This window comes from Pseudomonas sp. GL_093 (assembly GCF_057837605.1).
Window position 1 is genome coordinate 5019723 of the sequence record NZ_CM174448.1, and the last position, 23319, is coordinate 5043041.

A 23319-nucleotide genomic window follows, 5' to 3' on the forward strand; every position below is an offset into this window, starting at 1 on the left:
GGAGCACAGCGAACCATGGCCGATCATGAGTTTGATTACCTGATTGTGGGCGCCGGGTCTGCGGGCTGCGTGTTGGCCAACCGTTTGGGTGAAGACCCGTCGGTGCAGATTTTAGTGCTGGAAGCCGGTCCAGCCGACAAGAGCTGGACCATCGACATGCCCTCCGCCGTAGGGATCGTGGTCGGCGGTACGCGCTTCAACTGGAGCTACAGCTCCGAGCCGGAACCACATCTGGATGGACGCCGGATCGGCACACCACGAGGTCGGACGCTGGGCGGCTCGTCGTCGATCAACGGCATGGTCTACATCCGTGGCCATGCCCGGGATTACGACGGTTGGGCCGATCAAGGATGTGACGGCTGGAGTTATCAGGAGGTGCTGCCGTACTTCAAGCGAGCGCAAACCCACGCCGACGGCGCCGATGATTACCGAGGGGCGACGGGGCATTTGCACGTCACACCGGGCGATACGCAGACGCCGTTGTGTGCGGCATTTTTGGCCGCCGGCGCCGAGGCCGGGTATGGATTGAGCAGCGACTTGAACGGCTATCGACAGGAAGCTTTCGGGCCAGTGGATCGCACCACTCGCGCCGGGCGGCGCTGGAGCACTTCGCGGGGTTATCTGAGCGAGGCGCTGGCTCGGGGCAATATTCGGGTGGCCACCGACGCGTTGGCGTTGCGCATCCTGTTCGACGGCAATCGCGCTGTCGGGGTCGAATACGAGCAGAACGGCGAGATTCATAACGCTCACGCCCGACGCGAAGTATTACTGACCGCTGGAGCGATCAATTCGCCGCAGTTATTGTTGCTCTCGGGCGTGGGTCCCGCGGCCGAATTGCGCGATCTGGGGATCACGGTGAAACATGACCTGCCCGGTGTTGGCCGGCGGCTCAACGACCATCCGGACACCGTCGTGCAGTACCTGTGCAAAAAACCGGTGTCGCTGTATCCGTGGACCACCGCGCCGGGCAAGTGGTGGATCGGCGCACGCTGGTTCGCGACCCACGACGGATTGGCGGCGAGTAATCATTTCGAAGCCGGCGCGTTCATCCGTTCCCGGGCCGGCGTCGAGCATCCTGATTTGCAACTGACCTTCATGCCGCTGGCCGTCCAACCGGGCAGCGTCGACCTGGTGCCAGGTCATGCATTCCAGATCCATATCGACCTGATGCGCCCCACCAGCCTGGGCAGCGTCACGTTGAACAGCGCCGACCCTCGACAGCCACCGCGCATCCTGTTCAATTACCTGAAAACCGAGCAGGACCAAACTGACATGCGCGCCGGTGCACGGTTGGTGCGCGAGATTATCGAGCAACCGGCCATGGCCGCGTTCAAAGGTGAAGAATTGGTCCCGGGCCCCGACGCGCAGAGCGATGAAGCGCTGGATGCCTGGGCCAGGCAGGTCACGGAAACCGGTTACCATGCCAGCGGCACCTGCAAGATGGGACCGGCCATTGATCCGGAAGCGGTGGTCGATCCGCAGCTGCAGGTGCATGGCCTCGTTGGCTTGCGGGTGGTGGACGCCTCGATCATGCCGGTGATCGTCAGCGGCAACACCAATGCGCCAACGGTGATGATCGCTGAAAAGGCCAGCGACATGATTCGTGGATTGATCCCCCTGCCGCCCTCTGATGCGCCGGTGTGGATTCATCCGCAGTGGCAGACACGGCAACGATGATGTTTGAACGCAGAGATGACGCATGAGCAATCAACCGTCCGACAACGCAGCGCCCCCCGAAACCCGCTTCACCTGGCGGCGCGGCGATGTCACGCCGTTGCGGGTGGCGGTGCTGCTGTTGCCGTCGTTTTCCAACTTCGGGTTAGCCGCGGTGCTGGAACCGTTGGCCATTGCCAATTGGCTGACCCAAAGGCAGCTCTTCGAATGGACGCTGTTATCGCTGGACGGTGAACCGGTGCAGGCCAGCAATGGCCTGACGACCGTGGCCAACGAGGGTCTGCGCGCCGATCAGGGTTTCGATGTGTGCCTGGTGATCGCCAGTTTCGATGTGCATAAACACAGCCGCAACCTGGCGCTCAAAAGCTGGCTGCGCAAACAGGCGTTGTTCGGCGCGGTGTTGATGGGCGTGGAAACCGGCACTGAATTACTCGCGGCCGCCGGCGTGCTCGACGGCTATGAAGCCGCGGTGCACTGGGACAATCTTCAGGGCTTTCAGGAGAGCTATCCCCGCGTTCACGCCAAGCCGCAGCTCTATACGCTTGAGCGTCAGCGCATGACTTGCGCCGGCGCAACGACGACGCTCGACATGCTGCTCGGCTGGATCGGCCAAAGCATCGACAGCGATCTGTCGCGGGAAATCGGCATGCACCTGCTGATGGGCCAAGTACGTGCGCCGGCGGACAATCAACTCGATGGCGGCCTGACCAACACCGGCCCGTATGGCAGCAAGATTCGTCGTGCGGTGCAGTTGATGGAAAAGGCGCTGGAAGAACCGCTCGACTGCGAGGCAATTGCCAGCCAGGTCGGCCTTTCGCGGCGACAACTGGAGCGGCAGTTCAAGCATCAGACCGGCCTGTCGCCGCTCAAGTACTACATCACTTTGCGGTTGGCCAAGGCCCACAGCCTGCTACAGCAAACTCGCTTGAGCGTGGCGCAAGTGGCGGCGTGTTCAGGGTTTGGTTCGCTGGAGCACTTTTCCCGCACCTACCGCGCCCGCTTCGGTTGCCCGCCCAGCGAGGACCGCAGCCAGGTCTGGACCGCCCCGGTGATGCGCCAGCCGCTGCGCAAGGAACACCGGCCGGCCGAGGCGGATTGATCTCACAGTCGATAGCCCGGCTCTTCTTCATCCAGAATGTCCATCAACGCGTTGAAATGTTTGTCGGCGAAGCCCGGATAGTCGAGCCATTGCCGGCAGGTCTTGCGGGCGATTTCATCACTGGCGATGCGCAACTCGCGACCGGTGGAAAGCGCGGTGATGTACGTCTCGCAGGCCCGTTCGAAGTAGTACAGATCATCGAACGCCTGGGCGATGGTCGGCGCCGCGACCAGCAGGCCGTGGTTGCCCATCAGCAGAATCGGTTTGTCTCCCAGAAGATGACTGACGCGCTCGGCTTCGTCTCCCAAGCCCATGCCATCGAATCCGTCGTCGATAACCACCCGCTCAAAAAATCGCATGGCGTTCTGCTCGATCGGCGGCAACCGCGAATCCGTCAGGCAGGCCAGCGCCGTCGCGTATTTGGAGTGGGTATGCAGGATGCAACGGGCGTGCGGCTGGTTGCGATGCAAGGCGCTGTGCAAGGCCCATGCGGTGATGTCCGGCGCGTCCGGGCGATCCAGGCTCGCGGGGTCATCGGCATTCACCAGCAGCAGGTCGCTGGCCTTGATCCGTGAGAAATGCTTGCCATACGGATTGATCAAAAATTCCCGACCGTCACCCGACACCGCCACGCTGAAGTGATTGGCGATGGACTCATGCAGGTTCAGCCGCGCCGCCCAGCGAAAGGCGCAGGCCAGGCGGATTCTCAGTTGCTCGACAGGTTGATTCATTGCGTCCCCCACAGTTCGTTTAACCGGATGCTTGGCAGTGTAGAGAGACGCCTTGCGCGCACTTGACGGGAAACGACATTGACTGCCGTTATCTCGCAGCCGGGAAGCCGTGGAAAAACGGCGTGGTTATGCCGTGTTTGATCAATAGCAGCGTTGCCGACGCCGCCATAGTGAGCACCACGACCCACTTGGCTGGAGACGCAAATGCCTCAGATTCCCTTGTTCATCGCAGGCCGTTGGCAGGCACCACAGGCGGCGCGCTACCGCGACGTCATCAACCCCGCAACCGAAGACGTGCTGACGCAAGTGGCCGTGGCCGGGGCTGTCGATGCGCAGTTGGCGATCAGTGCCGCACGCCGGGCATTCGATGAGGGGCCGTGGCCGACGATGCGGGTGACCGAGCGTGCGCAACTGATGCAGCGGATCGCCGGTTTGATCGAAAGGGACGCCGAAAACCTCGCCCGCCTGGAAACCCTCAACGCCGGCAAAACCCTGGGTGAAAGCCTCAGCGACGTTGGCAATGTGGTCGCCACGTTTCGCTATTACGCGGCGCTGCTGGAAACCGAAAGTGCCAGCGTCAACAGCCATGCCCCGGCCCATGTCATCAGCTTCAACCAGCGTGAACCGGTGGGCGTGTGTGCCTTGATCGCTCCGTGGAATTACCCGCTGCTGCAAGCGGTATGGAAGATCGCCCCGGCCCTGGCCGCTGGCAACACCGTGGTGTTCAAACCCAGCAGCCTGACGCCGATGACGGCCCATCGCTTGACCGAGTTACTCGCCGAAGCAGACCTTCCGGCCGGCGTGTTCAACCTGCTCTGCGGTCCGGGTGACGTCGGTGAATTGCTCGCGGCCAGCGATGAAGTGGACCTGGTGTCGCTAACCGGTGGCGCCGGTGCCGGCGGCAAGGTGATGCGTGCGGCCACCGGCAATTTCAAACGTGTGGCGCTGGAACTGGGCGGCAAGAATCCGAACATCGTGTTCGCCGATGCCGACTTTGAAGTGGCGCTGGATCAGGCGCTGAACGCGGTGTTTTTCAATGCCGGGCAAATCTGTTCCGCCGGTTCCCGGTTGCTGGTGGAGGACGGGATTCACGATCGATTTGTCGAGGCCTTGCAGCGACGAATTCTGAATATCCGTCTGGGCGATGGCCTCGACCCGCTCACACAAATGGGTCCGCTGATTTCTGCTGGCCAGCGCGACCAGATCCTCACGATGATTGCCGGTGCCGTCGAACAAGGCGCGACCTTGCTGGCCGGCGGGACGATTCCCGAGCAGTTCGAACGTGGCTTCTGGCTGCGGCCAACCTTGCTGGGCAACGTCACGGCCGAGATGCGAATCGCCCAGGAGGAAGTCTTCGGTCCGGTGATCACCGTCGAGCGTTTCAGCGGCGAAGCCCAGGCGCTGCAACTGGCCAATGACACACCCTACGGTCTGGCCGCCGGGGTCTGGACCCAAGACATCGGCAAGGCTTACCGCATGGCCAAGCGGTTGCGGGTTGGCACCTTGTGGGTCAATGACTACAACGCGGCGTTTCCACAGGCGCCGTGGGGTGGCTACAAGTCCAGCGGCATCGGCCGCGAACTGTCGCGGGCCGGGCTGGATGAGTTCACCGAACTCAAGCACATCTACCTCAACACCGAACCCGCGCCTCTGAACTGGTTCGGGGTCTGACGTTTACCTTCGAGGAGTCGCCCCCATGAAAGCCTTGCTCTTGCTTGCGTCCATCACCTTGCCGCTGTTGGCCCAGGCAGCGGAACCGGAGTCCTGTGCCACGGTGCGTTTTTCCGATGTCGGCTGGACCGACATCACCGTGACCACGGCCATTGCCAGCGAAGTGCTGGAGTCGCTGGGTTACAAAACCAAAACCACCCTGCTGTCGATTCCTGTGACCTATCGCGCACTGTCATCCGGCAAAGAGCTCGACGTGTTCCTCGGTAACTGGATGCCCACCACCGAAAACGACATCAAGCCTTACCGCGACGCCGGTACCGTGGAAACCGTACGCGCCAACCTGCACGGCGCCAAGTACACCCTGGCGGTGCCCGATTATGTGTACGACGCCGGGTTGCACGACTTTGCCGACATCGCCAGATTCAAGGACACACTCAACGGCCAGCTCTACGGCATCGAACCGGGTAACGACGGCAACCGCCTGATCCAGAGCATGATCGACAAGAACGCCTTCGGCTTGAAGGACTTCAAAATCGTCGAATCCAGCGAAGCGGCGATGCTCTCGCAACTCAAACGCGCCACCCGCAAAAACGAATGGATGGTGTTCCTCGGCTGGGAACCGCACCCGATGAACACCCGCAACAAGATGAAGTACCTCAGCGGCGGCGATGAGTACTTCGGGCCAAATTTTGGCCAGGCCACGGTTTACACCAATGTGCGCAAGGACTACCTCAAAGAGTGCAGCAACGTCGGTAAATTGCTGCAGAACATGGAGTTCACACTGGCCATGGAGAACCAGTTGATGGACGCCGTGTTGAACCAGAACCAGAAACCGCGGACGGCAGCAAAAGCCTGGCTCAAGGCCAACCCGGCGGTATTGGAAGCGTGGTTGGTGGGGGTGAGCAGTCGGGATGGGCAGGATGGGGTGAAGGTGGCCGGGGCGAAGTTGGCGAGCCAATAACAATCCCACCTGCGCGTCATCGTTCTTCGCGGGCAAGCCTCGCTCCTACAGGATTTGTATGGTCCTTGTAGGAGCGAGGCTTGCCCGCGAAGGCGTCTTATCAGGCAAACATCTTTATCGACTGAACCATTCGGGTAACTGACGACCGGCAGCAAAAATCAATTGCCACAAAATATTACCTGCGTCATATTACACACGTAATAAACACTCGTTTCCCACAGGTAATCTCCATGACCAGCATGCCCAGCCTTGAAACCGACCTTGCTGTCCCGGTGAGCACACCCAAGCCTCCCCTGCTCAAACGGTTGATCTTGCTCGCTGCGGTCATCGCTGGCCTGGTGTTCGCCGGGCTGTACGCGACTCACTGGTGGACCGCCGGCCGTTTCATCGAAGAGACCGACGACGCCTACATCGGCGGCGATGTGACGGTGATCGGGCCGAAGGTGGCCGGTTACATCGAAGAAGTGCTGGTCACCGACAACCAGAAGGTCAAGGCCGGTGACGTGCTGATTCGCCTCGACTCCCGCGATTACCGCGCCAATCTCGCCAAGGCCGAAGGTGCGGTGGCCGCCGAAGAAGCGCTGCTCGCCAACCTTGATGCCACCGAAGAATTGCAACACGCGGTGATCGGCCAGGCCCGCGCCGGGATCGATGCCGCCGGCGCCGAAACCGCCCGCTCCCGGGATGATGATGCTCGCTACAAAAAACTGGTCGGCAGCAATGCCGTCTCAGTGGAAAGCGCCCAACGCGCCAACGCCACCTTCAAGACCGCCCAAGCCCTCAGCGCCCGGGCTCAGGCTGAACTGCTGGCGTCCCAACGTCAGCTGAACGTGATCGCAACCCAGAAACAACAAGCCCGCGCCGCACTGATGCAGGCACGCGCCGAACGTGATCTGGCGCAGTTGAACGTGGGTTACACCGAACTGAAGGCCCCGGTAGACGGCGTGATCGGCAATCGCCGGGCGCGGGTCGGCGCTTATGCTCAGGCCGGTTCGCAACTGCTGTCGGTGGTACCGGCCAGCGGGCTGTGGGTCGATGCCAATTTCAAGGAAGATCAACTGGCGCGGATGACCCCAGGGCAACGGGTGATCATTCATGCCGACGTGCTCTCGGGGCAGGAATTCCACGGTCATCTGGACAGTCTCGCGCCGGCCAGTGGCTCGCAGTTCAGCGTGCTGCCGCCGGAAAACGCTACGGGCAACTTCACCAAAATCGTTCAGCGGGTGCCGGTGCGCATCGTGCTTGATCCGGCCGATGGCGTGCTCGGCCATCTGCGTCCGGGCCTGTCGGTCACCGCTGAAGTGGACACTCGCAAGGAACCTGCAACCCCGGCCGTGGCCAGCGCACCATGAGCCGCGCCCTCGCCGCTCCCGCACAGCCGTTCAACGCCGCGAACATGGCGACGGCGACCAAGGTGTTCGCCTTCGCCAGCATGTGCATCGGCATGTTCATCGCGCTGCTGGATATCCAGATCGTCTCGGCGTCGTTGCGTGATATCGGCGGTGGACTCTCGGCGGGCACCGATGAAACGGCGTGGGTGCAAACCAGCTATCTGATCGCCGAAATCATCGTGATCCCGCTGTCCGGCTGGCTCTCCCGAGTGTTCTCGACGCGTTGGCTGTTCTGCGCTTCAGCGGTGGGTTTCACCCTGGCCAGCCTGCTCTGCGGCGCGGCCTGGAACATTCAGAGCATGATCGCGTTCCGCGCCCTGCAAGGGTTTCTCGGCGGTTCGATGATCCCGCTGGTGTTCACCACCGCGTTCTTTTTCTTCACCGGCAAGCAACGGGTAATCGCCGCCGCAACCATCGGCGCGGTGGCCTCATTGGCACCGACCCTGGGGCCGGTAATCGGCGGCTGGATTACCGATGTGTCCTCGTGGCACTGGCTGTTCTACATCAACCTGGTGCCGGGGATCTTCGTCGCGGTGGCGGTGCCGATGCTGGTGAAAATCGACCAGCCGGAACTGTCGCTGCTCAAGGGCGCCGACTACTTGAGCATGGTGTTCATGGCGCTGTTTCTCGGTTGCCTGGAATACACCCTCGAAGAAGGCCCGCGCTGGAACTGGTTCAGCGACAGCACGATTCTGACCACGGCATGGATCAGCGGACTGGCTGGCCTGGCGTTCATCGGTCGAACCCTGCATGTCGCCAACCCGGTCGTCGATTTGCGCGCCTTGAAAGACCGCAACTTCGCCCTTGGCTGTTTCTTTTCGTTCGTCACCGGGATCGGCCTGTTCGCCACCATTTACCTGACGCCGCTGTTTCTCGGCCGGGTGCGTGGCTACGGTGCGCTGGACATTGGTCTGGCGGTTTTCTCCACCGGGGTGTTCCAGATCATGGCGATTCCGCTGTACGCCTTTCTGGCCAACCGCATTGATCTGCGCTGGATCATGATGACCGGACTTGGGTTGTTCGCGTTGTCGATGTGGGATTTCAGCCCGATCACCCATGACTGGGGGGCTAAGGAATTGATGTTGCCGCAAGCACTGCGCGGGATTGCCCAGCAACTGGCGGTGCCGCCGGCGGTGACGTTGACCTTGGGTGGTCTGGCACCGGCGCGGCTCAAACATGCTTCGGGGTTATTCAACCTGATGCGAAACCTGGGTGGCGCCATCGGCATCGCCGCGTGCGCGACCATTCTGAATGACCGCACCAACCTGCACTTCACCCGGCTGGCGGAAAACCTCAACAGCACCAATGAAGCACTCAACCAATGGCTGTCCCAGGTCGGCAACAACTTCGCCGCCCTCGGTCAAAGCGGTGACGCGGGCGTCACCGCCAGCCTGCATCAGCTCTGGCTGCTGACCTACCGCGAAGCGCAGACACAAACCTACGGCGACGCGTTCCTGATGATCATGGTCTGCTTCATCCTTGCCACGGCGATGGTGCCCTTGATGCGCAAAGTGAAACCACCGGCCGCGCCGTCAGCAGACGCTCATTGATCAGGCTTGAGGCATTTTGCGGAAACCTACCGCCAGGCGGTTCCAGGCGTTGATGGTGGTGATCGCCACGGTCAGGTCGACCATTTCCTTTGGGCTGAACTCGGACGCCGCCAGTTCGTAGTCCTCATCCGGCGCGTGGGTCTGGCTCAGCAGCGTCAGGGATTCGGTCCACGCCAGCGCCGCGCGTTCACGCGGAGTGAAGAACGGCGTTTCACGCCAGGCCGACAGTGTGTACAGACGGCGCTCGTCTTCACCGCCCTTGCGGGCATCGGCGCTGTGCATATCCAGGCAGAAGGCGCAGCCGTTAATTTGCGAGGTGCGCAGCTTGACCAGTTCAATCAACGTTTTTTCCAGAGGCAGCTTCGACACAGCGGTTTCCAGCGCGATCATGGCTTTGAGTGCATCTGGGGAAGCAGTGTAGAAATCAATACGCGGTTGCATGGTGGGCTCCAGTCAAAAGGGTGTGGAGCTACGTTAATCCCGCACTGATCTGCAGCAAATAGCCAATTATTGGGAAGATGAGGATGCCAATGGGGTGCCTCCTGCCCATGTCGTCCTCATCCGAAATGCCTTTGCCACACCCGCTCCAACGACCTTCAAGCCCCTACGCTCGATTGCGCAGCCACTGCAAAAATCCCTTCTTCTGCACAACCCTAGGCGCTTCCTGAGTCAACGTCTGAGCCTTGTTCAAGCGGAAATCCAGCAACGCCTTCATCGCTTCGCTGATGTCATGCCGCGCATCCAGACACGGTTTGAGGTATTCCTTCTCGATCCGGTACAAGCTGCAGAATGTCTTGGCGCTGAAGTCCGCCGGTAGCGCCGTGTCGGACAAAATCCCGCCCTCGCCGATTACCTCACCCGGGCCCATTCGCCCGGACTCGAACTTGACCCCGCCACGGCTCAGCTCCACCGAGACGACTCCGGATTCGATGATGAACAAATGATCGCTGACCTCCCCCGCTGGCAGGATCATTTCACCGGCGCGGAAGTTTTGCAGGGTCATGTTCTGGCTGAAGGTTTCTTTCTCTTCCTGACGCAGGGTCGAGAAAATGTTCGACGCATCCAGCAATGCCCGTGGCCGCGACAGGTTGGCGGGTGCGTTCGGTTCGACGTTCGACAACAGGCTGACGCCGCTGGCCTGCAAGTGCCGGTACGCCAGGTCGAACAGCAGATTACGGACCATGCGTTTCTGATCCATGGAGACCACAAAACCACTGATTTCGTATTCCACTCCAGTGGCACTGGAGCCTTTCAACGCTACACACGGTGCCGGTTTGATCAACAAATAACGGCATCCTTGCATCGCCCGTTCCAGCGCGTCGATCACCGTTTGCGGACGCGCATGCGGGCTCAATTGCAAGCTGATGGACACGCCAAAAATGTCACTGGGCCGGCTGAAATTGATGATCTTGGCCTTGGCCGCCAGGGAGTTGGGGATCACCGCCATGCTGCCCTGGGCCGTTTGCAGGCGCGTCGCGCGCCAGTCGATATCGGTGACTCGACCTTCGGTGCCGTCGATCGAGATCCAGTCATCCAGTTGATAGGGCTTGGTGGTGTTGAGGACGATCCCGGAGAACACGTCGCTGAGGGTACTTTGCAAAGCCAGGCCGACGATGATCGCCAATGCGCCGGAGGTCGCCAGCACGCCTTTGACCGGCAGATCGAGTACATACGCAAGGGCGGCGATGATCGCGATCAGGAAAATCACCGCGCCGAGCAAATCCTGGAGCAAGCGCCCGGTGTGCCCGACCCGTTGCATCATCACCGCGCCGATCAGCACCGTCAGGGTGCGCGCACCGAACAGCCACCAGCCGATCTGCAAACCGGTGGCCGCCAGGTGCAGCGGGACGTTGTCGGGCCAGGGCGCCGTCTCCATGGGGTTCAGGCCTTCGTTGAACAGCAGGACACTGAACAACGAAAAAATCACCAGCCGCACGACCATTTTCCATTGGCTGCCATTGGCACTGAGCAGGCGCCACAGCCCAAGATCGATAAGGATCAAAGCCATCGCGCAGATCAATGGGTGATCGGTAAGCAGTGACAGCATCAAGCAACTCCAGCGAAGGTCAATGATCGGAAGATCGCACACATTGGCCACATTGTAGGAGTGTTTGATGCAAAACCAATGTGGGAGCGAGCCTGCTCGCGATGAGGCCATGCCAGTCACCATTGATGGTGACTGGCAGACCGTAATCGCGAGCAAGCTCGCTCCCACAGGGGGATCTATGTTGTCAGGGGTTACTTGCTGTTAGTCAGCGCGTTGTAGCTGGTAAACAGGTTGCGATAGTCCGGGATGTGGTTGGAGAACAAGGTGCCCAAGCCTTCCACGTCGTTGCGCCAGTCGCGATGCAGCTCACAGGCCAGGCCGAACCAGGTCATCAACTGTGCGCCGGAGGCCGACATGCGGTCCCAGGCCGATTGACGGGTCAGTTCGTTGAAGGTGCCGGAAGCGTCAGTCACCACGAACACCTCGAAGCCTTCAGCCAGTGCCGACAGCGCCGGGAACGCCACGCATACTTCGGTCACCACGCCGGCGATGATCAGTTGTTTCTTGCCGGTGGCCTTGATCGCCTTGACGAAGTCTTCGTTGTCCCAGGCATTGATCTGGCCGGGACGGGCGATGTACGGCGCGTCCGGGAACAGCGCCTTGAGCTCGGGCACCAGCGGGCCGTTGGGGCCGGTTTCGAAACTGGTGGTGAGAATGGTCGGCAACTTGAAGTACTTGGCCAGGTCAGCCAGGGCCAACACGTTGTTCTTGAAACGGTCCGGTTCGATGTCGCGCACCAGAGAAAGCAGACCCGCCTGGTGATCAACCAACAGAACGGCGGCGTTATCCTTGTCGAGACGTTTGTAAGAGGTAGTCATGGGAGTAATCCTCGCTTTTTATCGATGCCGAGTGGAAGTCGGCGTGGGGTACCCGGTTAGCGCTGGGAGTCCAGCACTTCGTGTTCGTTCGCCACTTGCTGAGCCTTGAGATAGCTCTCGATCAGCAATTGATAATGCGGCATGGCCTGGGCGTAGACGGCCGCCCACTGCTCGGCATCCGGACGGTTCCACGAGCCTTGCAGCTCAGAGAGCGTAGCCATGATGTCGATAGGCACCACCCCGGCTTGCGTCAATCGGGCAATTGTCAGATCAGTGGCCAGTTTCGAGTGGTTGCCGGAAGCGTCGACCACCGCAAACACTTTGTAGCCTTCATGCACCGCCGCGATGGACGGGAACGCCAGGCAAACGCTGGTCAGGGTGCCGGCGATCACCAGGGTTTTCTTGCCGGTCGCTTTTACTGCCGCGTGAAACTCAGCATTGTCCCAGGCGTTGATTTCACCTTTGCGTGCCACGTATTGAGCGTGCGGTGCTGCCTCGTGAATCTCCGGAATCAACGGCCCGTTCGGCCCTTGCGGAACGGAGGCGGTGGTAATCACCGGCATCTTCAGCAGAGTCGCGGCTTTGGCCAGGGCAATGGCATTGGCGCGCAGTTGCGGCACGTCCATGTCCTTGACGATCTGGAACAATCCGCTCTGGTGGTCGATCAACAGCATCGCGCTGTCGTTGGGATCGATGGTCGGTTTCTGGCCATTGAAGTTGGCCGCGTTGACGGTATTCATGTGCGTCTCCTCTTTCTTTCAGGCAACAGCCATCCCTGGCCCGGGAACCGGCCTACGCATCCTGTGTAGAGCGGGTTGTTGAACCTGTGCGGGTTAACCGTGCATCTGGCCGAACCGACCGGACTGGAAGTCGGCAAAGGCCTGGTGAATCTCTTGCTCGGTGTTCATCACGAACGGACCGTGACCGACGATCGGCTCGTCGATCGGCTCGCCACTGAGCAGCAACACGACGGCATCGTTATTGGCTTCCAGGCTGAGCTGCTGGCCATTGCGTTCGAACAACGCCAACTGCCCTTCGCGCACCAGTTCCACACCGTTGACCTGAACCGTGCCACGCAACACTACAAGTGCGGTGTTACGACCTTCGTGCAGGTCCAGGGTCAGCAACTTGCCGCCGTTGAGGCGCAGGTCCCAGACGTCAATCGGGGTAAACGTGCGCGCCGGGCCGGTGTGGCCGTCGAACTCACCGGCGATCAAGCGCAGGCTGCCGGCCTGGTCCTTGAGCGGGATGCTCGGGATGTCGCCATCGAGAATCGTCTGGTAACCGGCGTCGGCCATTTTGTCCTTGGCCGGCAGGTTGACCCACAGCTGAACCATTTCCAGGGTGCCGCCGGTTTTGGCGAAACCTTCTGAGTGGAACTCTTCGTGGAGAATCCCGGAGGCTGCGGTCATCCATTGCACGTCGCCTGGACCGATCTTGCCGCCGCTGCCGGTGGAGTCGCGGTGTTCCAGTTCGCCCTTATAAACGATAGTCACGGTTTCGAAACCGCGGTGTGGATGCTGACCAACGCCACGACGCTCGGTGGTCGGGGTGAATTCTGCCGGACCGGCGTGATCGAGCAGCAAAAACGGGCTGATGTGTTTGCCCAGGTTGTCGTAGGAAAACAGCGTGCGAACCGGAAAACCGTCGCCGACCCAATGGGTCCGTGGGCTGGTGTAGATACCGATGATGTTTTTCATTCCGCCTCCGAATCTGGTGAGTGACGCGATGGACAAAGCTTAAAACTGAACCCTTTGATGCACTAGACTGCAAAAATCAGCCTTAGCGTTCTATATGGAGAACGATGGTGGAAGACCTCAACACCCTCTACTACTTCACCCAAGTGGTGGAACATCACGGTTTCGCCCCGGCCGGTCGAGCGCTGGACATGCCCAAGTCGAAGCTGAGCCGACGCATCGCCGAACTCGAAGAGCGCCTCGGTGTGCGCCTGCTGCACCGCACCAGCCGGCATTGTTCACTGACGGAAATCGGCCAGGCCTATTACCAGCGTTGCCTGGCGATGCGCGTGGAAGCCGAAAGCGCTGCCGAACTGATCGAACGCAACCGCTCCGAACCCCAAGGCCTGGTGCGCATCAGTTGCCCGACCGCGCTGCTCAACGCCTGGGTCGGGCCGATGCTGACCCGCTACATGCTCAAGTACCCGCTGGTGGAGTTGTTCATCGAGAGCACCAACCGCCGGATCGACCTGATCCACGAGGGGTTCGACATCGCCCTGCGCGTGCGCTTTCCGCCGCTGGAAAATACCGACATGGTGATGAAGGTGCTGGGCAACAGCACCCAGTGCCTGGTGGGCAGTCCGGCCTTTGTGTCGCGCCTGTCATCACCGGCCTCCCCGGCCGACCTCAGCGGGTTGCCGAGCCTGCACTGGGGCGCGGCGCAGCGTGAATATCAGTGGGAATTGTTTGGGGCCGATGGCGCCAGCGCGATGATTCGGCATGCGCCACGAATGGTCACCGATGACCTGTTGGCGTTGCGTCACGCCGTGGTGGCCGGGATCGGCATCGCTCACCTGCCCAGCGTAGTGGTGCGCGATGACATTGCCGCGGGCCGACTGGTGGAACTGGTGCCGGGCTGGGCACCCAAATGCGGGATCGTGCATGCCATCTTCCCGTCACGCCGTGGGCTGCTGCCGTCGGTGCGTGCATTGATCGACTTTCTGGGCGAGGAATTCAGCCACAGCGATATTGCTTAGAAGCCCGTACACACGCCAGCTGGCGAAGCCTGCGTTCGGTTCGGGCCGCGTTCGGACATAGCAGTCGTGAAGTAAGGCTTTAAACCGAGTCGCGGCCATCGCGAGCAGGCTCGCTCCCACAGGGGATCTGTGGCGTACATCAATCCAATGTGGGAGCGAGCCTGCTCGCGATGGCGGCCGACCAAACACTATCAACCCCCCAGATGGCCGCCCGATTCATGACTTGCGGTAAACATTGCTTTGCCGATCCAGCGGTTTTTCTCATGGGTGCGGACGCGGATACTCCTGCCCATTCCCACTGCAACCCTGGAGTCATTGATGTCTATTCCCGCATTCGGTCTTGGTACTTTTCGCTTGCAAGGCCAGGTGGTCATCGATTCGGTGAGCACTGGCCTGGAACTGGGCTATCGAGTCATCGATACCGCGCAAATCTACGAGAACGAAGCCGAGGTCGGCGAGGCGATTACCGCCAGCGGCATTGCCCGTGACGAGTTGTTCATCACCAGCAAGATCTGGGTGGCCAACTTCGCCAGGGATCGCCTGATCGACAGCCTCAAGGAAAGCCTGCAAAAGCTGCAAACCGACTACCTGGACCTGACCCTGATCCATTGGCCGTCCCCGGAAGATCAGGTGCCGGTCGAGGAATTCATGGGCGCCCTGCTCGAAGCCAAACAACTGGGCCTGACCCGGCAGATCGGTGTGTCCAACTTCACCGTCGACCTGATGAAACAGGCGATCGCCGCGGTCGGCGCCGAACACATCGCGACCAACCAGATCGAATTGCATCCCTACCTGCAAAACCGCAAGGTCGTCGAATTCGCGCAGAGCCAGGGCATCCAGATCACCTCGTACATGACCCTCGCTTACGGCGAAGTGCTGAAAGACCCGGTGATCCAGCAGATCGCCGATCGCCTGCAGGCGACGCCGGCACACGTCACGTTGGCCTGGGCCATGCAACTGGGTTACGCAGTGATTCCCTCGTCGACCAAACGCGCCAACCTCGCCAGCAACCTGAAAGCTTGCGCCATGACCTTGAGCGACGCCGACATGGCGCTGATCGCGGGTCTGGATCGTGGCCATCGACTGACCAGCCCCAAAGGCATCGCGCCCCAGTGGGATTAAGCGTCAGTCTCGCTTGAGGTTCTGATCCAGGCGTGCCATGGCGTGCTGCAATTGATCGACGGCCTCGTCGATCAACGCCGCGCGCCCCTCGGCGCAGGCACGTTCCAGATGTTCGCAGCACTCGATCAAACGTTTTGCACGAACCATGCGCGCACCACCCTTGATGCGGTGCGCCAGGTCTTGCAGCCGGTGACGATTGCCACTGACGTGCGCCGCAAGCAGATCATCGCGATCGTAGAGGTTGGTTACGGCCAGTTCGCGCAACAACTGATTGATCAGCGTCCGGTCTTCACCGACGTAGAGCTCCAGGCCGGTCAAGTCGATCTCGTACGTTGATTTTTCTGCAACCGGCGCTGGCGGCTCATTCACAAATCGGGACGCCAGCCAGGCACTCAAATCGGCCAACCGGATCGGTTTGAACAGGCAGTCGTCCATGCCCGCTTCAAGACAACGGATCTTTTCCTCCGGCTGCGCATTGGCGCTAAACCCAAGAATCAGCGTGGGTGGCAAGCCATTGGCGCGCTCTTCATCGCGTATCGCACCCGCCAATTCATAACCATTGACCACCGGCATGTTGCAATCGGTGATGACCAAATAGAGCTCATGCTCGCGCCACTGCGCAAGACCACGCTCGCCATCCTCAATCTCCAGCACCTGATGCCCCAGGTAACTCAGCTGCCGTGAGAGCAACAATCGATTGGCCGGGTAATCGTCGACCACCAGAATCCTCAGCAGCCGAGTGGCCACCTGCAATCCGCTATCGGCCCGCTCGCTGCAGGCCAACGGTTGCAACGCAATCAGATCAAGGCTGATGTCGACCTGCGTACCCAGTCCGAGGACGCTGTCGAGCTGCAATCGGCCGCCCATCATTTCGCACAGAGTGCGGCTGATCACCAGTCCCAGTCCGGAGCCATTGTGGCCGGACTGCTGGCTGTTACCGGCCTGCACGAACGGGCTGAACAGTCGTTGCTGATCGACCACACTGACACCGATGCCGCTGTCCTCAATACGCACACTGACGGCCAGATGCCCCGACACACCGGGCTCTACTCGCAATGTCAGACTCACCTCACCTTCACGGGTGAACTTGATCGCGTTGCTCAGCAGATTGGACAGCACCTGCTTGAAGCGCGTGGGGTCGACTAACACGTCACGATCGCTGTGTTCGGCCAATTCGACCCGCCACTGCAAGTTCTTCTGCCGTGCCAGGCCTTCGAAAACCCGGCACACCGACTCCACCAGCGTGCGTAGATTGGCCCGCTCAGGGGTCAGCGACAAATGCCCGGATTCGATGCGGGCGATGTCCAGGATGTCGCCAATCAACGCCAGCAATTGCTGCGCGGCATTGGAGGCCACTTCGATGGCGGAGCGATCAGTGAAGCCCTCTTCCGCTCGCTTGAGCGCCAGTTCGAGCATGCCGATCAGGGCATTCATCGGTGTGCGGATTTCATGACTCATGGTCGCCAGAAAGGTGGTTTTGGCACGGTTGGCATCGTCGGCTGCGTTCTTGGCATCCTGCAATTGCCCGAGCAGTTGTTGGCGTTGAGCTATCTGCCGACGCTGCCAGGCAATCCAGGCCAGTGCGAGCAACAACAAAGCGCCCGCAGCGGCAAACGCCTGGAGAATGCCTTGGCGATGACGCAGCCAGTAGCTGTCATCGACCACCACATCATTGCTCCAGCGGGCTAACAGCTCATCCATCTCCCGGGGCGAAATACTCAGCAGTGCCTTGTTCAGAATCGAGTGCAACTCCAGCGCACCACGGCTGGTGGCCAGAGCGATACGCGCCGGTTCATCACCCACGGTGCTGCTGATCCGCAGACGCTCGCGGTATTGCCGGGTGATCAGATACCGAGCCACGATCAATGAACTGACGGCCCCGTCGGCCTGGCCCTTGATCACCCATTCCATACCCTGCGCCGGACTCTGCACTTCGACCAGACGTACATTGGGCGCCCGAGCGCGGATGAACCCGAGCAACGGATGACCGCGATAAATCGCCAGGCGTTTACCGGCCATGTCATCCAGGGTCCTGGGGCTTCCCGGGGTGGTCGCACTGACCAGTACAAACGGATTGTTCAAGTAGGCCCGAGTGAAACGCAGTTCGACTTCGCGATCGATACTGGGCGTGACCACAGGTAACACGTCGATCTTGCCGTCCTTGAGTTGCTGGATCTGCTGATCGAGGGAGTTACCCCGCTGCACCTTGAAGGTCAAGCCGCTGCGCTGGCTGATCAGCGTCAGCAATTGCGCAGTCAACCCGCTGAGTTGTCCCTGGGCATCGTAAAAAGTCAGCGGGGCAAAGTTCTCGATGGCACCGACTTCCACCGTCGGATGTTGATCCAGCCAACGTTGTTCACTGGCGCTCAAACGTACTCGCTCTTGACCCGCCATGTTGGCTCTTCCGGCACTCCAGCGCTGCTCGATGGCCGTGCGCTCATCCATGGGAATCGTCGCCAGGGCTTTATCGACAATGCGCTTCAGACGAGGGTTGCCCCGGCTGAAGGCAAAGCCGAACGGATTGGCGTCCAGGCCGGAAGGCCCCACCAGGCGTACGTTGCTGAGGTAGTTGTTATTGATGAGGTAATTGGCGCTGATGAAGTCCCCGAGGTACACATCATCCTGCCCGAACGCCACCGCCCCGATCGCGTCGAGTGCCGAGGGGTAGCGTTGCAAGCTCGCATCGGGATAGAAGGCTTCGACAGTCTGCGCCTGCAGATAGTCATCGACCATGGCGATGCGTTTGCCCGCGAGGTCGACGGGCATCCAGTCGTCCAGACGGGTGACCAGCATCGGCTGATCTTCGGCATAGGCACTGGATCGGGTCAGCTCGGGGTCAGCCGCCTCGAAGTTGTTGGACGTGCCGAGCAGGTCCAGTTCATCGCGTTTGAGCGCATCCATGGCCGCCTCGCGCGTGCGATAACGAAGCACGTCGATTTTTACGTGCAGCAGTTGCCCCAACAGTGCGGCATAGTCTGCGGTGATGCCTTCCAGCTCATCAACGTTTCGCGTGATCTCGAACGGCGGGTAGTCCGCCCCCGACACCCCGAGGCGCAAGACTCGTTTGCCACGCAACCACTGCCAGTCTTTTTCATCCAGCTGGACCTGATACCCCTCCACCGCGGAACGCCCCAGCACATGCAAAAGCGTTGGCTCATCGGCCGCCGTCACCGGTGCTCCCAGTCCACAGAACAGCAACAGAGCCCACAAACAATCGCGCATGATCGGGCTCACTCAGATCAGATGATTACGCTTGGCAAAATCCCTCAGGAGTACCGCCGAGTCCACGTTGAGTTTTCCAACCAGACGGGTCTTGTAGGTACTGACGGTCTTGTGACTCAAGTGCATGATTTCAGCGATCGCCTTGTTACTGGTGCCCCGGGCCAGATGCTGAAAGATCGTCAATTCCCGGTCGGAGAGTTTATCGATCATCTGTTTTTCACTCAGTTGTATCGAGTTCAGCAACACCGACGCCGAGGGCAGCTGGGCGAAATAGGTGTAACCGGCCATCACGGCTTGCACGGCCTTGTGCAAATGCTGCAAATCATTGGTCTTCGCGACATAGGCTGCGGCGCCGGCGTTCATGCAACGATCCTGATAAAACATGGGTTCCTGGGACGTGAAGACCAGTACTCGGCACGGCACCTCACTGGCTTTGATCCGCGCCAGCACATCCAGCCCGTCGAGCGAGGGCATTATCAGATCCAGCACCACCAGATCAGGCTTGTGTTCGCGGATCTTCGGCAAGACCTCATTACCACACGCCGCTTCGTATATCTGCTTGAAATCCTCTTGCATCAGTACGATTTTGACTGCGGCGCGAACCACCGGATGATCGTCCACAATCAGCACTGACTTCATGGCAACTTCCTGTGCAAAAAAATATGACGATTGAGCAATCAATGCCCATAAGCCCTGCCCCGTTGAACGTAATGGCTGCGCAAAGACTTTTGCATGGAAAACCGGGCGCAACTACCTGATAGAAATGACAGTGCCGACGAACGGTAGACCAGGATCGATAATCGCCATCAGCCGCTCAATGGATGCCCGATCAGGCAGCATTGCGTGGCTCACCTCAACCGTCTGTTGAACGCAGGCAGGAATGGGCGGCAGTTGCGCCAGTTGACCGTCATAGATCAAGGCGTGATGAACCTGTTGGTTATCAAGGAAAAAATCGAACAGGTTCAACGCCCCGCCCGCCAGCGAGGCATTGATGACCACCAGATCAAACGGCTCGCAACCGTATTCGACCAGGGTCAACAGTTCTTCAAGGCTGTGCACCGGTGCTATCCGGTAGTAGTCGAGTTGATTGAACAGTCGCTCGACCTTCATGCAGTGAAAATGCAACTCGTCGGCGATCAGGATGCGTAAGGCTTTGTTCGACAACGTGGGCCCCCAGAGAGTGTCAGATTCGTGAGGGCGCAAGGCTACGGAAGACCCGCCGAGCTTTCTGTAGGACTTTTCCTAAATGTGCACGCTTTATTGCCAGCCAAACCGGCGGATATAGAACCCCTTCACCGCCTGCGTCAGGCCCATGTACGCCAGCAAAATCACCGGCAGGAACACGAAGTACAGCGACGGCAGCGCCTGCAATTTGAAGTAGTGCGCCAGCGGTCCCATCGGCAGGAAGATGCCGACGGCCATGATGATTCCAGTCATCACCATCAGTGGCATCGCTGCCCGGCTTTGCAGGAACGGGATTTTCGGTGTGCGGATCATGTGCACGATCAGGGTCTGGGTCAGCAGCCCGACCACGAACCAGCCGGACTGGAACAGGGTTTGATGGTCCGGGGTATTGGCGTCGAAGACGTACCACATCAAGGCAAACGTGGTGATGTCGAAGATCGAGCTGATCGGCCCGAAAAACAGCATGAAACGCCCGACGTCCGCCGGCTGCCAGCGCTGTGGTGTTTTCAGCATTTCTTCATCGACGTTATCGAACGGGATGGCGATCTGCGAAATGTCATAGAGCAGGTTCTGCACCAGCAGGTGCATCGGCAGCATCGGCAGGAACGGGATGAACGCACTGGCCACCAGCACCGAGAACACATTGCCGAAGTTCGAACTGGCAGTCATTTTGATGTACTTGAGCATGTTGGCGAAGGTCCGACGCCCTTCCAGCACGCCCTCCTCCAGCACCATCAGGCTTTTCTCCAGCAGGATGATGTCCGCCGCTTCCTTGGCTATGTCCACGGCGCTGTCCACCGAAATGCCGATGTCGGCGGTGCGCAGCGCTGGCGCGTCGTTGATGCCGTCACCCATGAAACCGACCACATGGCCGTTGCCCTTGAGCAAACGCACGATGCGTTCCTTGTGCGACGGGGTGAGTTTGGCGAAAACGTTGGTGGTCTCCACCGCTACCGCCAGTTCGGCGTCGCTCATGCGCTCGATGTCGTTGCCCATCAGCAGGCCTTGCTGGTCCAGGCCGACTTCGCGGCAAATCTTCGCGGTCACCAGTTCGTTGTCGCCGGTCAGCACTTTCACGGCCACGCCGTGAGCGGCCAATGCTTTGAGGGCCGGCGCGGTGCTTTCCTTGGGTGGATCGAGAAACGCCACGTAACCGATCAGCGTCAGTTCCTGCTCATCCGCCAGGCTGTAGGTGTCGCGGCCCTCAATCATTGGCCGTGCGGCGACAGCGACAACACGAAGTCCTTCGGCGTTGAACGATGCGGTGACCTGACGAATCCGCGCCAGCAATTCATCGCTCAGTGCTTCATCGACCTCGCCGTGACGCACCCGCGTGCACACCGCCAGCACTTCTTCCACCGCGCCTTTGCAGATCAGCAGGTGCGAATGATCGCGCTCGGCGACCACCACCGACATCCGCCGGCGCGTGAAGTCGAACGGGATCTCGTCGACCTTGCGAAACGCGGTGCCGACTTTTAATTCACGGTGGATTTCCACGTGTTCCAGCACCGCCACGTCCAGCAGGTTTTTCAGGCCGGTCTGGTAGTAGCTGTTGAGGTAGGCCATTTCCAACACGTCATCGGAATCGTTGCCCCAGACATCGACATTGCGCGCCAGGAAGATTTTGTCCTGAGTCAGGGTGCCGGTCTTGTCGGTGCACAGCACGTCCATGGCGCCGAAGTTCTGGATCGCGTCGAGGCGTTTGACGATGACTTTTTTACGCGACAGGAACACCGCGCCCTTGGCCAGGGTCGAGGTGACGATCATCGGCAGCATTTCCGGGGTCAGGCCCACGGCAATCGACAGCGCGAACAGCAGCGCCTGGGTCCAGTCGCCCTTGGTGAAGCCGTTGATGAACAGCACCAGCGGCGCCATGACGAACATGAAGCGAATCAACAGCCAACTGACTTTGTTGACCCCGGTCTGGAATGAGGTGGGTGCGCGATCGGTGGCGCCGACCCGCTGCGCCAGTGCACCGAAATAGGTGTTGTTGCCGGTGGTGAGAATCACCGCCATGGCCGTACCGGACACCACGTTGGTGCCCATGAACAGAATGTTGTCGAGGTCCAGCGGGTTGCGGGTGTCGCTGTCCTGCTGACGGGGGAATTTTTCCACCGGCATCGATTCGCCGGTCATCGCGGCCTGGCTGACGAACAAATCCTTGGCGCCGAGCACCCGGCAATCGGCGGGAATCATGTCGCCGGCCGAGAGCACGATCAGGTCGCCTGGCACCAGTTGCTTGATCGGCAGCTCGGTACGTTGCACATCCCGACGCAACACCGTGGCGGTGTTGCTCACCATCGCCTTGAGCGCGTCGGCGGCCTGGTTGGATTTGGTTTCCTGCCAGAAGCGCAGCAAGGTCGAGAGCACCACCATGGAGAAAATCACGATGGCGGCTTTCATGTCTTCGGTCAGCCAGGAGATGACCGCGAGCAAGGTCAGCAGCAGGTTGAACGGGTTTTTGTAGCAGTGCCACAAGTGGGTCCACCACGGCAGAGGCTGTTCGTGCTCGACTTCGTTGAGGCCGAATTGCACGCGCAGTGCATCGGCTTCGAGTTCGCTCAGGCCATCGGTGTGGCTGCCGAGGTTGTCCAGCAGTCGGCCGGTGTCGCTGTTGGCGGCACTCACCAGGGTTTGCGCCAGGGTGGGAGGCACCTCGCGGCTGACCGTGGTGTCGGTGAAGTTTTCCAGCAGCGCCAGGCGACGGAAGTGTCGGGCGATGTGGCGGGTGCGCAGGAATCCGGCGAAGAATTCTTTGAGCAGGGTCAGGTTCATGGCAGTTCCCCCAGGGTCAGCCGGGAAACCGTCGAGCAGGCGTGTCGATACGCCGCGATGACGACACACAGTCGAACATCACGCACGGTTCAGCGTCGATGAGAGGGACGTCGGGACACGGACCAGGACTGGCCGCGATCGGGATGCCGCTGCTCGCTTTTCGGCGAGACAACGGCACAAAAAAGTTGCGCGTTATCTTGCCGGGAAGGTGCCGGTTATCGAAACCGGCCGACTACTGTCACTCGAACAAGTACCCACTGTGGGTCTCCGCTTTTGATTGAAAACGCGCGAAGCTTACGCCCCGATTTCTGGAGAGTAAACGAAGGAAAGGCATGTGGAGGGGGAATCGCGGGGTTCTTC

At 60.3% G+C, this 23319-nt stretch carries 18 protein-coding genes; 8 read left to right on the forward strand and 10 right to left on the reverse strand.

All coding sequences use genetic code 11. The annotated features are described in order from the left end of the window. The first annotated feature begins 15 nt into the window (after positions 1–15). Both AC3IUE_RS23235 and AC3IUE_RS23240 read left to right on the forward strand, forming a co-directional pair. Entirely contained in the window at positions 16–1677 is a 1662-nt protein-coding gene (locus tag AC3IUE_RS23235) for a choline dehydrogenase (protein ID WP_489263871.1), read from the forward strand. Between the two features lie 22 nt (positions 1678–1699). Beyond that, on the forward strand, positions 1700–2773 hold the full coding sequence (locus AC3IUE_RS23240) for a GlxA family transcriptional regulator (RefSeq protein ID WP_489263873.1): 1074 nt from the start codon (positions 1700–1702) through the stop codon (positions 2771–2773). A 2-nt stretch (positions 2774–2775) separates the two neighbouring features. Here AC3IUE_RS23240 and AC3IUE_RS23245 read toward each other — a convergent pair whose 3' ends face one another. Continuing rightward, positions 2776–3504 (reverse strand): class II aldolase and adducin N-terminal domain-containing protein, encoded by a 729-nt coding sequence (locus tag AC3IUE_RS23245; RefSeq protein ID WP_489263874.1) that lies wholly within the window; start codon positions 3502–3504, stop codon positions 2776–2778. A gap of 204 nt (positions 3505–3708) precedes the next feature. Between AC3IUE_RS23245 and AC3IUE_RS23250 the strand changes: the two genes are divergently transcribed. From AC3IUE_RS23250 to AC3IUE_RS23265, 4 genes are all read left to right on the forward strand, one after another. Continuing rightward, positions 3709–5175, forward strand: coding sequence for an aldehyde dehydrogenase family protein (locus AC3IUE_RS23250; RefSeq protein WP_489263875.1), 1467 nt, complete (start codon positions 3709–3711; stop codon positions 5173–5175). A 25-nt stretch (positions 5176–5200) separates the two neighbouring features. Beyond that, positions 5201–6136 carry a choline ABC transporter substrate-binding protein gene (locus AC3IUE_RS23255; RefSeq protein WP_489263876.1) on the forward strand — a complete coding sequence of 312 codons (936 nt, stop codon included), beginning with the start codon at positions 5201–5203 and terminating at the stop codon, positions 6134–6136. 230 nt (positions 6137–6366) lie between these two features. Then, positions 6367–7488 carry an HlyD family secretion protein gene (locus AC3IUE_RS23260; RefSeq protein WP_489263877.1) on the forward strand — a complete coding sequence of 374 codons (1122 nt, stop codon included), beginning with the start codon at positions 6367–6369 and terminating at the stop codon, positions 7486–7488. Then, entirely contained in the window at positions 7485–9077 is a 1593-nt protein-coding gene (locus tag AC3IUE_RS23265) for a DHA2 family efflux MFS transporter permease subunit (RefSeq protein ID WP_489263878.1), read from the forward strand. The genes AC3IUE_RS23260 and AC3IUE_RS23265 overlap by 4 nt, the downstream gene beginning before the upstream one ends. On the opposite strand, the gene AC3IUE_RS23270 is transcribed toward AC3IUE_RS23265, so the two are convergent. The 5 genes from AC3IUE_RS23270 to AC3IUE_RS23290 all read right to left on the reverse strand — a co-directional run bounded on the left by AC3IUE_RS23270 (position 9078) and on the right by AC3IUE_RS23290 (position 13642). Continuing rightward, complete coding sequence (locus tag AC3IUE_RS23270) at positions 9078–9518, reverse strand: carboxymuconolactone decarboxylase family protein (RefSeq protein WP_489263879.1); 441 nt, start codon at positions 9516–9518, stop codon at positions 9078–9080. Between the two features lie 163 nt (positions 9519–9681). Next, positions 9682–11124 carry a mechanosensitive ion channel domain-containing protein gene (locus tag AC3IUE_RS23275; RefSeq protein WP_489263880.1) on the reverse strand — a complete coding sequence of 481 codons (1443 nt, stop codon included), beginning with the start codon at positions 11122–11124 and terminating at the stop codon, positions 9682–9684. Positions 11125–11315: 191 nt separating this feature from the next. After that, a complete protein-coding gene (ycaC, locus tag AC3IUE_RS23280; protein ID WP_033061120.1) occupies positions 11316–11942 on the reverse strand; it encodes an isochorismate family cysteine hydrolase YcaC in 627 nt (208 codons plus the stop codon). A 56-nt stretch (positions 11943–11998) separates the two neighbouring features. Next, entirely contained in the window at positions 11999–12682 is a 684-nt protein-coding gene (locus tag AC3IUE_RS23285) for an isochorismatase family protein (RefSeq protein WP_046057124.1), read from the reverse strand. A gap of 93 nt (positions 12683–12775) precedes the next feature. Further along, positions 12776–13642: a pirin family protein gene (locus AC3IUE_RS23290; protein ID WP_056745033.1), complete on the reverse strand. Its 867-nt coding sequence runs from the start codon at positions 13640–13642 to the stop codon at positions 12776–12778. Between the two features lie 104 nt (positions 13643–13746). Here AC3IUE_RS23290 and AC3IUE_RS23295 point away from each other — a divergent pair, with 104 nt between their 5' ends. Together AC3IUE_RS23295 and dkgB are read left to right on the forward strand one after the other, a co-directional pair. Next, positions 13747–14655 carry a LysR substrate-binding domain-containing protein gene (locus AC3IUE_RS23295; protein ID WP_489263881.1) on the forward strand — a complete coding sequence of 303 codons (909 nt, stop codon included), beginning with the start codon at positions 13747–13749 and terminating at the stop codon, positions 14653–14655. 318 nt (positions 14656–14973) lie between these two features. Next, positions 14974–15777 (forward strand): 2,5-didehydrogluconate reductase DkgB, encoded by an 804-nt coding sequence (dkgB, locus tag AC3IUE_RS23300; RefSeq protein WP_489263882.1) that lies wholly within the window; start codon positions 14974–14976, stop codon positions 15775–15777. A gap of 3 nt (positions 15778–15780) precedes the next feature. Here the strand turns inward: dkgB and AC3IUE_RS23305 are convergent, their stop codons facing one another. The 4 genes from AC3IUE_RS23305 to mgtA all read right to left on the reverse strand — a co-directional run bounded on the left by AC3IUE_RS23305 (position 15781) and on the right by mgtA (position 22959). Further along, positions 15781–18999, reverse strand: a complete 3219-nt coding sequence (locus AC3IUE_RS23305) for a transporter substrate-binding domain-containing protein (protein WP_489263883.1) — start codon at positions 18997–18999, stop codon at positions 15781–15783. A gap of 12 nt (positions 19000–19011) precedes the next feature. Further along, on the reverse strand, positions 19012–19638 hold the full coding sequence (locus tag AC3IUE_RS23310; protein WP_489263884.1) for a response regulator: 627 nt from the start codon (positions 19636–19638) through the stop codon (positions 19012–19014). Between the two features lie 111 nt (positions 19639–19749). Beyond that, the gene (locus tag AC3IUE_RS23315) at positions 19750–20163 is read right to left on the reverse strand and encodes a response regulator (protein ID WP_489263885.1); all 414 of its coding nucleotides are present in this window, start codon (positions 20161–20163) and stop codon (positions 19750–19752) included. A gap of 93 nt (positions 20164–20256) precedes the next feature. Then, positions 20257–22959, reverse strand: coding sequence for a magnesium-translocating P-type ATPase (mgtA, locus tag AC3IUE_RS23320; protein WP_489263886.1), 2703 nt, complete (start codon positions 22957–22959; stop codon positions 20257–20259). Positions 22960–23319: the final 360 nt, after the last annotated feature.

Bases quoted from the DNA above. Each gene is read 5' to 3' on its own strand.
- AC3IUE_RS23235 (WP_489263871.1), top strand. From the start codon at position 16: ATGGCCGATCATGAGTTTGATTACCTGATTGTGGGCGCCGGGTCTGCG.
- AC3IUE_RS23240 (WP_489263873.1), top strand. From the start codon at position 1,700: ATGAGCAATCAACCGTCCGACAACGCAGCGCCCCCCGAAACCCGCTTC.
- AC3IUE_RS23245 (WP_489263874.1), bottom strand. From the start codon at position 3,504: ATGAATCAACCTGTCGAGCAACTGAGAATCCGCCTGGCCTGCGCCTTT.
- AC3IUE_RS23250 (WP_489263875.1), top strand. From the start codon at position 3,709: ATGCCTCAGATTCCCTTGTTCATCGCAGGCCGTTGGCAGGCACCACAG.
- AC3IUE_RS23255 (WP_489263876.1), top strand. From the start codon at position 5,201: ATGAAAGCCTTGCTCTTGCTTGCGTCCATCACCTTGCCGCTGTTGGCC.
- AC3IUE_RS23260 (WP_489263877.1), top strand. From the start codon at position 6,367: ATGACCAGCATGCCCAGCCTTGAAACCGACCTTGCTGTCCCGGTGAGC.
- AC3IUE_RS23265 (WP_489263878.1), top strand. From the start codon at position 7,485: ATGAGCCGCGCCCTCGCCGCTCCCGCACAGCCGTTCAACGCCGCGAAC.
- AC3IUE_RS23270 (WP_489263879.1), bottom strand. From the start codon at position 9,518: ATGCAACCGCGTATTGATTTCTACACTGCTTCCCCAGATGCACTCAAA.
- AC3IUE_RS23275 (WP_489263880.1), bottom strand. From the start codon at position 11,124: ATGCTGTCACTGCTTACCGATCACCCATTGATCTGCGCGATGGCTTTG.
- ycaC (WP_033061120.1), bottom strand. From the start codon at position 11,942: ATGACTACCTCTTACAAACGTCTCGACAAGGATAACGCCGCCGTTCTG.
- AC3IUE_RS23285 (WP_046057124.1), bottom strand. From the start codon at position 12,682: ATGAATACCGTCAACGCGGCCAACTTCAATGGCCAGAAACCGACCATC.
- AC3IUE_RS23290 (WP_056745033.1), bottom strand. From the start codon at position 13,642: ATGAAAAACATCATCGGTATCTACACCAGCCCACGGACCCATTGGGTC.
- AC3IUE_RS23295 (WP_489263881.1), top strand. From the start codon at position 13,747: ATGGTGGAAGACCTCAACACCCTCTACTACTTCACCCAAGTGGTGGAA.
- dkgB (WP_489263882.1), top strand. From the start codon at position 14,974: ATGTCTATTCCCGCATTCGGTCTTGGTACTTTTCGCTTGCAAGGCCAG.
- AC3IUE_RS23305 (WP_489263883.1), bottom strand. From the start codon at position 18,999: ATGCGCGATTGTTTGTGGGCTCTGTTGCTGTTCTGTGGACTGGGAGCA.
- AC3IUE_RS23310 (WP_489263884.1), bottom strand. From the start codon at position 19,638: ATGAAGTCAGTGCTGATTGTGGACGATCATCCGGTGGTTCGCGCCGCA.
- mgtA (WP_489263886.1), bottom strand. From the start codon at position 22,959: ATGAACCTGACCCTGCTCAAAGAATTCTTCGCCGGATTCCTGCGCACC.